The sequence below is a fragment of the Streptomyces sp. NPDC058279 genome, assembly GCF_042881255.1.
Lineage (GTDB): Bacteria > Actinomycetota > Actinomycetes > Streptomycetales > Streptomycetaceae > Streptomyces.
This window is the reverse complement of record NZ_JBHVYA010000008.1, coordinates 1-14,758: the sequence shown is the minus strand read 5'-3', so window position 1 is coordinate 14,758 and position 14,758 is coordinate 1. Positions and strand designations below refer to the sequence as shown.

Sequence of the window (14,758 nt, the reverse complement as noted above, 5' to 3'; positions counted from 1 at the left end):
GCCATGACGAGCACACCGCGGCCGACCGTGTCCCTGTCCGCCGACGAGGCGCGCCGGATCGCCCTGCGCGCGCAGGGCTTCCTGGGGGCGCCCGACCGCCGGGGCGGTGTCCGCGGGGTGCTGCGCCACCTGGGTGCCGTACAACTGGACACGATCTCGGTGCTGGCCCGCTCGCACGAGCTGATCCCGTACGCGCGCCTGGGCGCGGTGGGCCGCGACACCGTCGAGCGGGCCTACTGGTCCGACCGCCACGCCTTCGAGTACTGGTCCCACGCGGCCTGCGTCCTGCCCATCGAGGAGTGGCCGCACTTCGCCTTCCGCCGCCGGGCCCGCCGGGCGCGCGGCCACCGCTGGCACGTCCTGCGGGACAAGGAACGCTCGACGCGGGCCGTCCTGGACCGCCTCAAGGCCGACGGCCCGCTGACCTCGACCCAACTCGGCGGCGCCAAGAACGGCGGCGAGTGGTTCGAGTGGTCCGAGACCAAGATCGCGGTGGAGTGGCTGTTGGACACCGGCGAGGTGGTCTGCTCCGAGCGGCGCGGCTGGAAGCGGGTCTACGACCTCCCCGGGCGGGCGGTCCCCGACGCGCTGCTCCACGACGACCTGGACGACCACGAGTGCCTGCGCCGTCTCGTCGCCCTCGCCGGACACAGCCTGGGCGTCGGCACCCGCGCGGACATCGCCGACTACCACCGCCTCAAGGGTGACCAGGTCGACGCGGTGATCGCGGACTCGGGCCTGGTTCCGGTCACCGTCGAGGGGTGGGGCCGCGACCGTGGGGCGGGGGCCGCCTGGGCCGACCCGGCGGCGCTCGCGAGCACCCCGCGCGGCCGGCACCGCACGACGCTGCTGTCCCCGTTCGACTCCCTGGTGTGGGACCGGCCCCGTACCGAGCGGATCTTCGACTTCACACACCGGCTGGAGGCGTACGTTCCCAAGCCGAAGCGGATACACGGCTACTTCGCCATGCCCCTGCTGGCCGGCGGCCGGCTCCAGGGCCGGGTCGACCCGGCCCGCGAGGGCTCCACCCTGGTGGCCCGACAGCTCTCCCTGACCACGCCCAAGGCCGCCCGCCCCATGGCCGAGGCCCTGCTGGAGGCGGCGTCGTGGGTCGGCTGCGACGGGGTCCGCGTGGAACGCGCGGGCGCCCCGGCGGAGGCGGCGGCGGTCACGGCGGAACTGGCCGCGTTGACCTGACACCGCCCCCCGGCTACCTGATTTCGAGGATCTTCTCGCGCATCGCGTACACCACGGCCTCCATCCTGGAGTGCAGTTGCAGCTTCTCCAGGATGTTGCGCACGTGGTTCTTCACGGTGTTCTCGGAGATGAACAACTCCTTGGCGATGTCACGGTTGTTCATCCCCGTGGCCACCAGTTTGAGGACCTCCAGCTCGCGGTCGGTGAGCCGGGGCGCCGGCACCAGCCGGCGCTCGTCCGTCCGCTGGATCATCGACTTGAACTCGGTCAGCAGCTTGGACGCCATCGAAGGGCTGATCTGCGACTGGCCGTCCGCCACCGCCCGGATGGCCGTCGCGACCTCGTCCGTCGAGATCTCCTTCAACAGGTATCCCGTCGCGCCCGCCTTGATCGCGTCGTAGAGGTCCGCCTCCTCGTCGCTGATCGTCAGCATGATGATCTTCGCGGAGGGTGCCACCTCCTTGATCGAGGTGCATGCCTCGATACCGCCGCGCCGGGGCATCCGCACGTCCATGAGGATGATGTCCGGCAGCAGATCGGCGGCCTTGTCCACCGCTTCCGCCCCGTCCCCCGCCTCGCCGACGACCTGGATGTCCTCCTCCTGGGCGAGGACGATCTCCAGCCCGCGCCGGAAGAGGGCGTGGTCGTCGACCACGAGCACCCGGATCGGCTCCCCGGCCGATCCGTCCTGCGGGGCGTCCGCGTGGCCGGCCGCCACGCGCCCCGCCTCACGACAGCCCGCGCCGTCGTCACCGCGTACCGGCCCGAAGCTGTCCGCCATCATTCCTCCCCCTGCATGTGCCGAGCTGCTGACCTGCTCATCTGCCGACCGCTCGTGCTGCCTGTCGGGTCAACCGGACGGCCTGGGCCGCCGCTTGACTGCCCGCCATGATTCCATGCCCGGGGCTCGGGGAGGGGCCCCATCGGGGGGCCGACTGGCTCATACGTGTCATACGAGTGCCCCCGCGGAGGCCGGACGGCGCTCCGCGGGGGCAGGGTTCGAACACTCAGCCGCCGAGCGAGCCGCCCGCGCCGCCGCGCGGTTCCTCCGTGCTGGAGGCACCGTCGGGGTTGACGTGGATGACGCCGTAGTCGTAAGCGTGCCGGCGGTAGACGACGCTCGGCAGCTTGGTGTCGGCGTCGACGAACAGGTAGAAGTCGTGGCCGACCAGCTCCATCTCGTACAGAGCCTGGTCGAGCGACATGGGTGCGGCGGAGTGGGTCTTCTCGCGGACGATGAGGGGGCCTTCGCCCTGCACCTCAAGGGACCCGATCCGGGTGGTCGGGACCCCGTCCGTCTTCTCCTCGGAGACCGGCTCCCCGTTGCTGTTGAGCTGCGCGACGCCCGGCACGACGTCGGCGACCTCGGCCGCCGAGAGCCTTCCGTTGCCGCGGCGGGTGTAACGCTTGTCGTGCTGCTTGCGCAGCCGGGCCTCCAGCTTGTCCTGAGCCAGGTCCAGCGCCGCGTACGGGTCTGCTGCCGCGGCCTCGGCCCGGATCACCGGGCCCCGCGAGTGCAGGGTGATCTCCACGCGGTCGGAACGGTCGGCCTGGCGCGGGTTGTGCTCCTTGGACACCTCGACGTCCAAGCTGATCACCTTGGCGTCGAGCTTCTGGATCCGCTCGGGATTCAGCTTCGCTGCCACGTGCTTGCGGAACCGCTCGGGCACTTCGGTCTTGCGGCCCTTGACGACGATGTCCACGCAGAACTCCGTTCCCGGATAGCTCCGCCTCTTGGGGCGAAGCGTCTCCCTTTCGCACCAGGCTCCGGTGAGCACCAGAGCCTCGGACTTGGCGACTTTCACCTCCTCCTCCCCCATCGGCAAGATCCACATCCCACCGACTTCGGAGCAGAGAGACACCCTCTGACACGAAGATTCCAAAAACGGGCGGGTCGGTGCTCCGATGACGTGGGGCCCAAGGATCGCCAGTCCTCACAACCGAACATATCTCTCAATGCCGGTTGCCGGCACCCGCTACCGGAACATACCTCCGTTCGTTTCCGTTCAGCCGAATTCTTCCTCTTGTGCGCCTCGTGGGCATCTCTTGTCACCAGTAACGATGCGCCTTCCCCCCGGGTTCCACATCTATGCGATCCGTCGCCGTTTTCCCCGCCCACGCGGGAATCCGTCGCCCGGACCGGCCCCGAAGGAGTCCGCGGGCGCCGCCACCACCGCAGCCCCCGTCACGCGCAGCCCGCCCGCCCGCAGCGCCCGCGCCGCCTCCGCGAGCGTGGCCCCGGTCGTCATCACGTCGTCCACCACCACGATCCGCGCCCCACCCGCCGACCGCACCCCGGCGGCCCGCGCCGCCAAGGCCCCGGCCAGGTTCTCCCACCGCTCCCGGGCCCCCAGACCCGCCTGGTCCGCGACCCGCCGACGCAACCGCAGCACGGGAACCACCCGCGCGGGCACACCCGCCCGGCGCAGCCGCGCCGACGCGGCCAGCGCGATCCTGCGCGCCGGGTCATGGCCCCGCGCGCGGGTCTGGCGACGGGTCGAAGGCACCGGTACGAGGACCAGTCCCCCCGCCTCCCCCACCCCGCCCCGCCCACCCGCACCGCCCGCCAGCACGGCCGCCGCCAGGGCGGCGCCGAGGGGGCCCGCCAGGGGAAGCGCGCCGCGCTCCTTGTGGGCCAGCACCACGGCCCGTACCGCGTCCCCGTACGCGGCGCCCGCGTGCACCACCGGCAGGCCGGCCGGCGCCGCCGCGGGCCGGGCCCGTCCGGCACCGCCGCCGGCCAGGGCGGCCCGGCACCGCGCGCACAGCACCACCCGCGGCGCCCCGCACCCGGCGCAGTCGACCGGCAGCACCAGCCCGGTCAGTTCCTGCCACCACCCCCGCATGGAAGGACTCTGCCCCGGCCGGAACGCGCCCGCCACCCCTGTGGAAAACCCGCCGCGACGGCCCCCCGCCGGGGAACGCGCGGCGTCCGTTAGCCCGGATAGACCGGGGCCCGGCCACCCGCCGCCACCGTGCGCCACTGCGCCCCCGGCGGCAGCCACACGATGCCGTCCTCGTCGGAGAACGCCACCACCGGCTTCTCCTCGTCCTCGGTCGTCGCGACCCCGGCCAGCCCGGACGCACCGGGCAGGCTCGCGGCCGCCGTGGACCCGTCGGACAGCATGTAGCGGGCCTGCTGGATCCCGCCGCTCTCCCGGCCCACCACGAGCAGCCGGCCCCGCGGCCCCCAGCTCATCGCCATCACGTCCGCCATCTGCGGGGCCGCCGGGCGCAGCTCGCGCACCGACACCGGCGAGGTGTCCGCCTTGCCGTCGGGCCGCTCGATCCGCCCGGTGTAGAGGTTCTTGCGGCCGTCCTTCTCGACGAGCAGCGCGATCCGCACCCCGTCGGGGGAGGCCTTGAGGGCGGTGACGCGACCGCCGTCCAGCCCGGCCACGTCCACCTTCTGCGGTGTCCCGGTGCCGCCCGGCACCCGCCACAGCCCCGGGTTCTGCGGGTCGAGGTCCGCGACCCACAGGTCGCCGCGGGTGTCCCAGCTCGGCGCGGTCAGCTTGCCGGTCCTGCCCGCCGGCAGCGGCAGCGGCTGCGGCATGGGCCCGGCCGTCGTCAGCGTCACCACGTACAGCCCGTGCCCGTCCTCGGAGACGACCGCGGCCCGCTTCTCGTCGTAGGTGACGGCCGCGGACCCCACCCGGAACCCGGTGGCGCCGGACAACGGCCCGGGCGCGAGTTCCGGCTTGTCCTGCTGCTGGTCCTCGGCGTTGACGTTGAGGGACATCCGCACCAGCCGGAAGTCCTTGTCGACGTAGTACTGGTGCTCGGGACTCTGCGCCGGGTTGGCGATCGCCACGGCGGCATTGCGCGTGACCCAGCACAGCGACGTCTTCCCGTCGGGGCGCAGCAGTTCCACGCGCTCCAGCCGGGAGGCCGTCAGGTCCCTGATCGTGTAGAGGAGTTGGGTCGCCATCTTCTGGCACTGCGGCTGCGCGACGTTCTTCGCCTTGTCGTTCAGCGGCACGCGCAGCGTGTTCTGACCGTCGTACGAGAGGGACTTGGTGCCCGCGCGCAGTTCCGTCCCGGTGGGGAAACTGGAAGTGACGACCGGGGCCAGCCATTTGGAGGGTCCGGCGAGCAGCGACTGCACGGTCTGGGTGGTGGGGTCCATCCGCGAGTCGGGGTCGCTGCGCTGGCGCACGTACACCGGATCGGCGACGAGCGTGCCGCCCGCGAAGTAGTACTTGTTGACGGGCTTGTAGATGCGCTGGAAGTCGGACTCGCTGAGGACGAGGCTGCTCGGCGGCGTCGCGATCCGCCACTGGTCCTTCTCCCGCACCAGTTGCAGGTACTCCTCGTAGCGCACCCCGCCGGTCTCCGGCTGGTAGGCGCTGCGTTCGTCCACCGTCGCCAGCTTCTTGCCGGTGACCTTCCACCGCGTGTCGTCGGGCTCCTTGGAACCCTGGACGGGGAAGCGGTCGAGGCCCCCGGAGAGCACGGTGACGGCCGAGCCGGGCTTCCAGTTCTTCGCGGCGTCCTCGGTGAGGTACTTGCGGGCCGTCTCCAGCTGGGGGTCGTCGCTGGTCATGGCCTCCAGGAAGCCGTCGACGATGTCGGCGGCGCTGGCCTTGTCCGCGGGCGGCACGCCGAACACCCGTACCTGCGAGTCGACGCCCTGTGATGCCTGGACCTGCCGGATCTCGCCGCTGTCGGGCATCGAGGCGCAGCCGGCGAGCAGCAGTGCGAGCGCGCCGAGCACGGCGTGCGCCCGCAGGGTCGCCGACCGCCGGCCACCCGTCCGCCGGGCCTGTACGTGTGCCGGCCCGCGCTCAGCGTCCACCGGGTCCATCCTCCTGTGCTGACTGATCGGCCGCTGCCCGGTCGGCCCCGGACTGACCGGCCACCGGCTGGTCGGCCGCCGACTGGTCGGCCGCCGACTGGTCCGCGGGGCGCGCCACGACCCGGGACCCGTTCCCGGGCAGCGCCGTCGGATCGGCGGGAACCGGCATCGCGGTGGTCACCGCCGGGCGCGGCGGTATCGGGGAACGGTCGGCCGGTCGGGGCCGGTCACCGCCGGGTCCGCCCGCGCCGTTGCCGGAGCCGGCGCGCGCCGCCGCCTCGGCGGCGGCCCTGGCCCGGTTGGCGCGGGAGTCCTCGGGTTCCAGCGGGATCGGGGAGCCGCGCAGCGGTTCGTCGGCGGTGCGCGGCAGGGTGAGCCGGAACTGGGAGCCGCCGCCGGGCTCGCCCCACGCCTGGAGCCAGCCTCCGTGCAGCCGCGCGTCCTCGACGGCGATGGACAGGCCGAGGCCGGTCCCGCCGGTGGTGCGGGCGCGGGCGGGGTCGGCGCGCCAGAACCGGTTGAAGACGCGGGTGGCCTCGCCGGGCTTGAGGCCGACCCCGTAGTCCCGTACGGCCACGGCCACGGCGCCGCCCGCGGACGCGAGCCGGACCACCACGTCGCGGCCCTCCCCGTGTTCGACGGCGTTGACGACGAGGTTGCGCAGCACCCGCTCGACGCGCCGCGAGTCGGCTTCGGCGATGACGGGCTGGGTGTCGCCGAGGACCCGGATGCGGGTGCCCTTGTGTTCGGCCAGCGGTTCGGCGCCGTCGATGACGCGGCGTACGACGTCCCGCAGGTCGATGGGTTCGGCCTCCAGGGCGGCGGCGCCCGCGTCGAAGCGGCTGATCTCCAGCAGGTCGGACAGCAGCGACTCGAAGCGGTCGAGCTGTCCGGCGAGGAGTTCGGCGGAGCGGGCGGTGACGGGATCGAAGTCGACGCGGGCGTCGTGGATGACGTCGGCGGCCATGCGGACGGTGGTCAGCGGGGTCCGCAGCTCGTGGGAGACGTCGGAGACGAACCGGCGCTGCATCCGCGACAGGTCCTCCAACTGCTGGATCTTGTGCTGGAGGTTCTGGGCCATCTTGTTGAAGGCTTCGCCCAGCCGGGCGATGTCGTCCTCGCCGGTGACCTTCATCCGCTCCTGGAGCCGTCCGGCGGAGAGCCGTTCGGCGATCCCGGCGGCCATCCGGACGGGGGTGACGACCTGGCGTACGACGAGCCAGGCGATCGCGCCGAGCAGGACGACGACGAACAGGCCGGCGGTGGCGATGGTGGCCTTGATGAGGTTGAGGGACTCCTCTTCCTGGGTCAGCGGGAAGAGGTAGTACAGGTCGTAGGGGTCGCCGTTGATGTCGGCGAGCCGTTTGCCGATGACCAGCGCGGGCGCGGGGGCCTTCTCCCCGGAGCCGGCCGTGTAGCGGATCTCCGAGAAGGTCTTGAAGGTGCCGGTGGCGTGGTTGACCGCCCGGCGCAGGGTGATGGGGACGCTGGCGGTCGGATCGACGTTGCCGGAGGCGCGGGCGCCCTTGACGCCTTGGGCGCCGGGCGCGGCCGGTTCGCCGGCCCCCGCGCCGAGCGCGGCGACCTCGAAGGCGGTCTGGCCGCCGCTGGCGAGCTGCTTGACGAGGGAGTTCATCCAGGTGCTGGCGTCGCGGCCGATCTTGTTGTCGGTGGCGTCGGAGCCATCGGCGGCGAGGGGGGTGTTGGCCTTCTCCTGCGCGACGGCGAACCCGCCCGCGGCCTGGCTCTGGGCGGCCTCCTCCTTGGCGTCGAGGAGGCCCTTGCTGACCTGGGCGATGACGACGAAGCCCAGGGCGAGGACGACGGTGAGCGAGAGCAGCAGGGTCGCCGCGACGACCCGGAGCTGGATGTTGCGCCGCCAGAGCCGGACAGCCGGAAGCAGCGGCCGGCGTACGAGGCGTACGCACAGCCGCAGCACGGGGCTGCCGGCCACTCGGTCCTTGAGCAGCCGGCCGCCCCGCAGCACTCCCCGACGGGAGCCGCCCCGGGACGTGCCGGGCGGCACGTCAGCTCGGTCCGGCCTTGTAGCCGACACCGCGGACCGTCACGACGATCTCGGGGCGCTCGGGGTCCTTCTCGACCTTGGAGCGCAACCGCTGCACGTGCACGTTGACCAGGCGGGTGTCCGCCGCGTGCCGGTATCCCCAGACCTGCTCCAGCAGCACCTCGCGGGTGAACACCTGCCAGGGCTTGCGCGCGAGGGCGACCAGCAGGTCGAACTCGAGCGGGGTCAGGGCGATGGAGGCACCGTCGCGCTTGACGGAGTGCCCGGCCACGTCGATGACCAGGTCACCGATGGCCAGCTGCTCGGGTGCCGGCTCCTCCGAGCGGCGCAGGCGGGCCCGGATGCGGGCCACCAGCTCCTTCGGCTTGAACGGCTTGACGATGTAGTCGTCGGCCCCGGACTCCAGGCCCACGACGACGTCGACCGTGTCGCTCTTCGCCGTGAGCATGACGATCGGCACCCCCGACTCGGCCCGGATCAGCCTGCAGACCTCTATGCCGTCCCGTCCGGGCAGCATGAGGTCGAGCAGTACCAGATCCGGCTTCGCCTCCCGAAAGGCAGCCAGCGCCTTGTCACCGTCCGCTACGAACGACGGCTCAAAACCTTCTCCACGCAGCACAATGCCGAGCATCTCGGCCAGCGCGGTGTCGTCGTCGACGACAAGGACTCGTCCCTTCATGGTTGACATCATCCCATTAGCTAATCGTTACCTGGCGGTGAGCTGTCCCACAGCCAAAAGGGCTGGAAATCGCCCCCCGGACCTGCGTGGCGATCAGGCCGACCAGTCTGCCCCGTATCCGGGCGACAATTGAAGGCGCGAAGGCACCGGATCTCGGGGAGCACCCCGCCCGCTCCGCGGTCCCACGTGGCACGATGGCAGCCGACCAGCGCCCCGCCGCAGTAGACGCACGTCAAGGAGCGAGATGAACGACTCTCCGGGCTGGGCTTCGCCCGGGTCCTCCCCGTCGGAAGGCGCGGGCGGCCACACCGGTCAGGGCGGCACGGGCGGCCAGGGCACGCCGGAGGGCATACAGCCCCCCGCGCAGCCCGCCGCGGACTCCAAGTGGTCCGACGCCCAGCCGCCGCCCGGCCAGTGGTCCAGCCCCGGCGCCCAGGCCCCCGCTCCGGCCGACGCGGCCCCGCAGCAGCAGCCGCAGGGCGGCTGGGGATCGTACGGCCCCCAGCCGGGTCAGCCCGGGCAGCCCGGCCAGGCACCACAGTACGGATCGCCCTACGGCGGCCAGTACGGCTACCCCGGCGGCCCCGCCGGCCCCTGGGGCCCGCCCCCGGCCGCCAAGCCCGGCGTGATCCCGCTGCGCCCCCTCGGCCTGGGCGAACTGCTCGACGGCGCGGTCTCCACCATGCGCACCCACTGGCGCTCGGTGCTCTCCGTCAGCCTCGTCGTCGGCGTCCTCATCGAGGTCGGCAACGTACTCATCAACAAGTTCGCGTTGGCGGACCTCAGCACCGCCTCCGCCACCGGCGAGGACCCCGAGCAGATACTGCGCGGCATCCGCGACGCCGTCGTCCCCGTCCTCGCCAACGGATTCCTCCAGCTCGTCCTCGGCATCCTCGCCAGCGCGCTGCTCACCGTCATCTACAGCCGCGCCGTGATCGGCCGGCGGATCACGCTCGGCGAGGCATGGCGCGAAGCGCGCCCCCGCCTGCTCCCGCTGGCCGGACTGACCGTGCTCCTGGCGGCCGGCGCGGTCGTCCTCTTCGTCGCGCTGATCCTGCCGGGGGTGCTCATGAAGAGCATCGGCGTCGCCCTCCTCGGTTTCCTCGTGTCCGTGCCGCTCTTCATCTGGCTCTGGTTCCGCTTCCTGCTGGCCTCACCGGCCCTGATGCTGGAGCGGGCCGGGATCTTCACGGCGCTCAAGCGGTCCGACAAGCTCGTCAAGGGCTCCTGGTGGCGCGTCTTCGGCATCACCCTGCTGACGGGGCTCATCACCGGCCTCGTGTCCATGGTGATCGCCGTGCCGTTCACCCTCCTCGCGGTGCTCAGCGGCGTGGGCGATCTCAGCGGCCTCACCGACGGCTCCTTCGCCATGTCGTGGTCGTTCCTGCTGATCAGCGGCATCGGCTCGATCATCAGCCTCACGGTCGTCCTGCCGATCTCGGCGGGCATCACCGTCCTGCTCTACATCGACCAGCGCATCCGCCGCGAGGCCCTCGACCTGGAACTCGCCCGGGCCGCCGGCCTGCAGGACTACGGAAGCCCCGCCGGCGCAGGGTACGGAGGCTGACACACCGATGAGCACGGGGGGACTCATCATCACCGCCGCCACACCGCCGGTGACGACTCCGCGCGACGCCGCCCGCGAGGCGGCCGAACGGGAACTGTCCAAGCCGCTGTACCACCAGAACGATCCGAGCCCGCTCCAGCGCGTCCTGGACCGGCTCTGGGACTGGTTGGGCGACTTCTTCGACCGTGCCGCCGGGTCGACCCCGGGCGGCACGGTCGGCCTGGTCGCCGTCGTGCTGCTGGCCATCGCGGCCATCGGCGCCCTGTGGTGGCGGCTCGGCACCCCCCGCCGCGCCGTCACCGGCGCCGGGACCCTCTTCGAGGCGGGCGCGCGCACCGCCGCCGACCACCGGGCCGCCGCCGACGCGCACGCCGCCGCCGGCCGCTGGACCGAAGCCGTCCAGGAACGCATGCGCGCCGTCGTCCGTTCCCTGGAGGAGCGCACGCTCCTCGACCCCCGCCCCGGCCGCACCGCCGACGAGGCGGCGGCCGAAGCGGCCCACAGCCTCCCGCACCACGCCGACGAGCTGCGCGCCGCGGCCCACGCCTTCGACGACGTCACCTACGGCGGTCGCACCGGCGACCCCGACATCTACGGCCGCCTGCGCACCCTCGACCTGACCCTGGAACGCGCCACGCCGCTCCTGACGGGACCCACGGCATGACCGGCCCCACGCACATCGCCGCGCCCACCGCCGCGACCCCCCAGGACCCCGCCACGACGGCGCCTCCCGCGCCCCCGGCCGCGCCCCGGGCCACCACCCTCTGGGCCCGCTCCCGGGGCTTCCTGGCCGCCCTGGGCGTCCTCCTGGTGGGCGGTGTCACCGTGGCCGCCCTCCACTCCGACGCACACCACGGCGACCTCGACCCCCGCTCCGCCGATCCATACGGCAGCCGCGCCGTCGCCGAGCTCCTCAAGGCCCGCGGCGTCACCAGCCGCGTCGTCACCACCGCCGACGAGGCGGCCGCCGCCGCCGGCCCCCGCACCACCGTGCTGGTCACCGACCCCGACGCGCTCGACTCGTCCCGGCGGCACACCCTGCGCGCCGCCGCCAACACCTCCGGCGGCCGGACCGTGCTCCTCGCGCCGACCGGCACCGGCCTCACCGACCTGGCCCCCGCCTCGACCGCCCCCGGCTACGCCGACCGCAGCGCCCTCACCCCCGACTGCGCGCTGCCCGCCGCCCGCGCCGCCGGCCGCGCCACCACCGGAGACGGCCCCCGCTACACCACCGACCTCCCCGGAGCCACCGCCTGCTACCCCGACGGCGGCCACCCCACCCTGCTCGTCCTGCCCGCCATCGCCAAGGGCGGCGACACCGTCGTCCTCGGCTCCGCGAGCATCCTGCACAACCGGAGCCTGGCCAAGGAGGGCAACGCCTCCCTCGCCCTCCAACTCCTCGGCACCCGCCCCGAACTCGTCTGGTACCTGCCCGAACCGGCCGAACAGACCGGCCGGGACGCCCCCGAGGAGAAGAGCCTCCTCGACCTCGTACCGTCCGGCTGGACCTGGGCCCTGCTCCAACTCTTCGTGGCCGCCGCCCTCGCCGCCCTCTGGCGCGGCCGCCGCCTCGGCCCGCTCGTCACCGAGAACCTCCCCGTCGCCGTCCGCGCCTCCGAGGCCACCGAAGGCCGCGCCCGCCTCTACCGCAAGGCCGGAGCCCGCGACCGGGCGGCGACCGTACTGCGCACCGCCACCCGCGAACGCCTCGCCGCGCTCGTCGGCGTCCCCGCCATCCAGGCCCACGAACCGGCCGCCCTGCTCCCCGCCGTGTCCGCCCGGCTCACCGCCGACCGCGCCACGGACCTCACCACCCTGCTCTTCGGCCCCACCCCCTCCGACGACGCGGCACTCGTCGCGCTCGCCGACCACCTCGACGCCCTCGAAAGAGAGGTCCGCACCTCATGACGGCCACCACGGACAGCGCCCGTTCCTCCCTGGAAGCGCTCCGCACCGAGATCGCGAAGGCCGTGGTCGGCCAGGACTCCGCCGTCACCGGTCTCGTCGTCGCCCTCCTGTGCCGGGGCCACGTCCTCCTCGAAGGCGTCCCCGGCGTCGCCAAGACCCTCCTCGTCCGGGCCCTCGCCGCGTCCCTCGAACTCGACACCAAGCGCGTCCAGTTCACCCCCGACCTGATGCCCGGTGACGTCACCGGCTCCCTGGTCTACGACGCCCGCACCGCCGAGTTCTCCTTCCAGAACGGTCCGGTCTTCACCAACCTCCTGCTCGCCGACGAGATCAACCGCACGCCGCCCAAGACCCAGTCCTCCCTCCTGGAGGCCATGGAGGAACGCCAGGTCACCGTCGACGGCGTCCCCCGCAAGCTCCCCGAGCCGTTCCTCGTCGCCGCCACCATGAACCCGGTCGAGTACGAGGGCACCTACCCCCTCCCCGAAGCCCAACTGGACCGTTTCCTCCTCAAACTGACGGTCCCGCTGCCGTCCCGCGAGGACGAGATCGGCGTCCTGACCCGGCACGCCGCCGGCTTCAACCCGCGCGACCTGCACGCCGCCGGCATCCGCCCGGTGGCCGGGCCCGCCGAACTCGAAGCCGCCCGCAAGGCCGTCGAGAGCACCACCGTCTCCCCCGAGATCGCCGCGTATGTCGTCGACATCTGCCGCGCCACCCGCGAATCGCCGTCCCTGACCCTCGGCGTCTCCCCGCGCGGCGCGACCGCCCTGCTCGCCACCGCCCGCGCCTGGGCCTGGCTCACCGGCCGCGACTACGTCACCCCCGACGACGTGAAGGCCCTCGCCCTGCCGACGCTGCGCCACCGCGTCCAACTGCGCCCGGAAGCCGAGATGGAAGGCGTCTCCGCCGACGCGGTCATCTCCGCGATCCTGTCTCACGTCCACGTCCCCCGCTGATGGCCCTCACCGGACGCGCCGCCCTGCTGGCGGCCCTCGGCAGCCTCCCCGTCGGCCTCCTCGAACCGAGCTGGACGGGCCTCCTCGCGGTCAACGGCGCCCTCGGCCTGGCCTGCGCCGTCGACTACGCCCTGGCGGCGCCCGTCCGCACGCTGCGCCTGGCCCGTTCCGGGGACACGTCGGTCCGCCTGGGCGAGCCGGCCGAGGTCCACCTCACCGTCACCAACCCCGCCGGCCGGACCCTGCGGGCCCGCGTCCGCGACGCCTGGCCCCCGAGCAGCTGGCTCCCCGGCACCGAACCCGCCGCGTCGCGCCACGACCTGGTCGTCCCGGCCGGTGAACGCCGCCGCCTCACCACCCGCCTGCGGCCCACCCGCCGCGGCGACCGCCGGGCCGACCGCGTCACGATCCGCTCCTACGGCCCCCTCGGGCTCCTCTCCCGCCAGGGCACCCACACCGTGCCGTGGACGGTCCGGGTCCTGCCCCCGTTCACCAGCCGCAAGCACCTCCCGTCACGCCTGGCCCGCCTCCGCGAACTCGACGGCCGCACCAGCCTCCTGACGCGCGGTGAGGGCACCGAGTTCGACAGCCTCCGCGACTACCTCCCCGGCGACGACACCCGCTCCATCGACTGGCGCGCCACCGCCCGCGGCCGGCGGGTCGCCGTCCGCACCTGGCGTCCCGAACGCGACCGCCACATCCTCATCTGCCTCGACACCGGCCGCACCTCGGCCGGCCGCGTCGGTGACGCACCCCGCCTGGACTCCGCCATGGACGCGGCCCTGCTCCTGACCGCCCTGGCCACCCGCGCCGGCGACCGCGTGGACCTCTTGGCCCACGACCGCCGCGCCCGCACCCAGGTCCAAGGCCGCTCCGCCGCCGACACCCTGCCGGCCTTCGTCAACGCCATGGCCACCCTGGAACCCGAGCTCGTCGAAACCGACTCCCGCGCCCTCGTCTCCACCATCCTGCGCAGCGCCCCGCGCCGTTCCCTGGTCGTCCTCGTGACGAGTCTGGACGCCGCCCCCGTCGAGGAGGGCCTCCTCCCGGTCCTGCCGCGCCTCACCCAGCGCCACACGGTCGTCCTCGCCTCCGTCGCGGACCCGCACATCGCCGACATGGCCCGGTCCCGCGGCACGCTCGACTCCGTCTACGACGCCGCTGCCGCCACCCAGTCCCAGTCCCAACGCCGCCGCACCGCGGACCACCTCACCCGCCTCGGCGTCCACGTGGTCGACGCCACCCCGGACACCCTGGCCCCCGCCCTGGCCGACGCCTACCTCACCCTCAAGGCGGCCGGCCGCCTCTGACCTCCCGGGGACACCATGGCCGAGTTCACCCCACGAACAGGTGCGCCGCATGAGCGCTTTCGCCGAGTAGCTCGCGGAGCTGGCCGAGCAGCAGCATGACCGGTGAATAGGTTCCCTACGCCTTCGGCGACACCGTCCTCGCCGGCCGCTCGACACGCGCAGCCTCAAGAGCTACCCCGCCACCCGGCATAGCGGCTTGCTCCCCATATCCGGCCGGTAAACGCAGAAAAGCCCCGCACCGAACCCGATAACGGGCTGGTGCGGGGCTTTCCCACAATGATTGTTCGGCGGCGTCCTACTCTCCCACAGGGTCC

Annotated in this window: 12 protein-coding genes; 6 read left to right on the top strand and 6 right to left on the bottom strand. The window is 73.3% G+C overall.

The window, feature by feature from the left end:
• Nucleotides 1–3: 3 nt before the first annotated feature.
• Complete coding sequence (locus tag ACFVXJ_RS17160; RefSeq protein WP_389662478.1) at nucleotides 4–1,197, top strand: winged helix-turn-helix domain-containing protein; 1,194 nt, start codon at nucleotides 4–6, stop codon at nucleotides 1,195–1,197.
• 13 nt (nucleotides 1,198–1,210) lie between these two features.
• Here ACFVXJ_RS17160 and ACFVXJ_RS17155 read toward each other — a convergent pair whose 3' ends face one another.
• The 6 genes from ACFVXJ_RS17155 to mtrA all read right to left on the bottom strand — a co-directional run bounded on the left by ACFVXJ_RS17155 (nucleotide 1,211) and on the right by mtrA (nucleotide 8,712).
• Nucleotides 1,211–1,978, bottom strand: coding sequence for a response regulator (locus ACFVXJ_RS17155; protein ID WP_389662847.1), 768 nt, complete (start codon nucleotides 1,976–1,978; stop codon nucleotides 1,211–1,213).
• A 226-nt stretch (nucleotides 1,979–2,204) separates the two neighbouring features.
• Nucleotides 2,205–2,900 (bottom strand): ribosome hibernation-promoting factor, HPF/YfiA family, encoded by a 696-nt coding sequence (gene hpf / locus ACFVXJ_RS17150; RefSeq protein WP_389662846.1) that lies wholly within the window; start codon nucleotides 2,898–2,900, stop codon nucleotides 2,205–2,207.
• A gap of 384 nt (nucleotides 2,901–3,284) precedes the next feature.
• On the bottom strand, nucleotides 3,285–4,043 hold the full coding sequence (locus tag ACFVXJ_RS17145; RefSeq protein ID WP_389662477.1) for a ComF family protein: 759 nt from the start codon (nucleotides 4,041–4,043) through the stop codon (nucleotides 3,285–3,287).
• Between the two features lie 89 nt (nucleotides 4,044–4,132).
• The gene (locus tag ACFVXJ_RS17140) at nucleotides 4,133–5,995 is read right to left on the bottom strand and encodes an LpqB family beta-propeller domain-containing protein (protein ID WP_389662476.1); all 1,863 of its coding nucleotides are present in this window, start codon (nucleotides 5,993–5,995) and stop codon (nucleotides 4,133–4,135) included.
• Entirely contained in the window at nucleotides 5,985–8,021 is a 2,037-nt protein-coding gene (gene mtrB / locus ACFVXJ_RS17135) for an MtrAB system histidine kinase MtrB (protein ID WP_389662475.1), read from the bottom strand. The genes ACFVXJ_RS17140 and mtrB overlap by 11 nt, the downstream gene beginning before the upstream one ends.
• A 1-nt stretch (nucleotide 8,022) precedes the next feature.
• Nucleotides 8,023–8,712: a two-component system response regulator MtrA gene (gene mtrA, locus ACFVXJ_RS17130; RefSeq protein WP_189747360.1), complete on the bottom strand. Its 690-nt coding sequence runs from the start codon at nucleotides 8,710–8,712 to the stop codon at nucleotides 8,023–8,025.
• A 232-nt stretch (nucleotides 8,713–8,944) separates the two neighbouring features.
• On the opposite strand from mtrA, the gene ACFVXJ_RS17125 reads away from it, so the two are divergent.
• The 5 genes from ACFVXJ_RS17125 to ACFVXJ_RS17105 are packed head-to-tail and all read left to right on the top strand — an operon-like array spanning nucleotide 8,945 to nucleotide 14,444.
• On the top strand, nucleotides 8,945–10,267 hold the full coding sequence (locus ACFVXJ_RS17125) for a glycerophosphoryl diester phosphodiesterase membrane domain-containing protein (RefSeq protein WP_389662474.1): 1,323 nt from the start codon (nucleotides 8,945–8,947) through the stop codon (nucleotides 10,265–10,267).
• A 7-nt stretch (nucleotides 10,268–10,274) separates the two neighbouring features.
• A complete protein-coding gene (locus ACFVXJ_RS17120; protein WP_389662473.1) occupies nucleotides 10,275–10,931 on the top strand; it encodes a DUF4129 domain-containing protein in 657 nt (218 codons plus the stop codon).
• On the top strand, nucleotides 10,928–12,175 hold the full coding sequence (locus ACFVXJ_RS17115) for a DUF4350 domain-containing protein (RefSeq protein ID WP_389662472.1): 1,248 nt from the start codon (nucleotides 10,928–10,930) through the stop codon (nucleotides 12,173–12,175). The genes ACFVXJ_RS17120 and ACFVXJ_RS17115 overlap by 4 nt, the downstream gene beginning before the upstream one ends.
• Nucleotides 12,172–13,134 (top strand): MoxR family ATPase, encoded by a 963-nt coding sequence (locus ACFVXJ_RS17110; RefSeq protein WP_361315502.1) that lies wholly within the window; start codon nucleotides 12,172–12,174, stop codon nucleotides 13,132–13,134. Before ACFVXJ_RS17115 ends, ACFVXJ_RS17110 begins: the two co-directional genes overlap by 4 nt.
• A complete protein-coding gene (locus ACFVXJ_RS17105; protein WP_389662471.1) occupies nucleotides 13,134–14,444 on the top strand; it encodes a DUF58 domain-containing protein in 1,311 nt (436 codons plus the stop codon). The genes ACFVXJ_RS17110 and ACFVXJ_RS17105 overlap by 1 nt, the downstream gene beginning before the upstream one ends.
• Nucleotides 14,445–14,758 lie beyond the last annotated feature (314 nt).

What these genes read in the sequence shown, in the direction of transcription:
- ACFVXJ_RS17125 (WP_389662474.1), top strand. Translation starts at nt 8,945, where the DNA reads ATGAACGACTCTCCGGGCTGGGCTTCGCCCGGGTCCTCCCCGTCGGAA.
- ACFVXJ_RS17105 (WP_389662471.1), top strand. Translation starts at nt 13,134, where the DNA reads ATGGCCCTCACCGGACGCGCCGCCCTGCTGGCGGCCCTCGGCAGCCTC.
- ACFVXJ_RS17115 (WP_389662472.1), top strand. Translation starts at nt 10,928, where the DNA reads ATGACCGGCCCCACGCACATCGCCGCGCCCACCGCCGCGACCCCCCAG.
- ACFVXJ_RS17145 (WP_389662477.1), bottom strand. Translation starts at nt 4,043, where the DNA reads ATGCGGGGGTGGTGGCAGGAACTGACCGGGCTGGTGCTGCCGGTCGAC.
- ACFVXJ_RS17160 (WP_389662478.1), top strand. Translation starts at nt 4, where the DNA reads ATGACGAGCACACCGCGGCCGACCGTGTCCCTGTCCGCCGACGAGGCG.
- ACFVXJ_RS17110 (WP_361315502.1), top strand. Translation starts at nt 12,172, where the DNA reads ATGACGGCCACCACGGACAGCGCCCGTTCCTCCCTGGAAGCGCTCCGC.
- ACFVXJ_RS17120 (WP_389662473.1), top strand. Translation starts at nt 10,275, where the DNA reads ATGAGCACGGGGGGACTCATCATCACCGCCGCCACACCGCCGGTGACG.
- mtrA (WP_189747360.1), bottom strand. Translation starts at nt 8,712, where the DNA reads ATGATGTCAACCATGAAGGGACGAGTCCTTGTCGTCGACGACGACACC.
- ACFVXJ_RS17155 (WP_389662847.1), bottom strand. Translation starts at nt 1,978, where the DNA reads ATGGCGGACAGCTTCGGGCCGGTACGCGGTGACGACGGCGCGGGCTGT.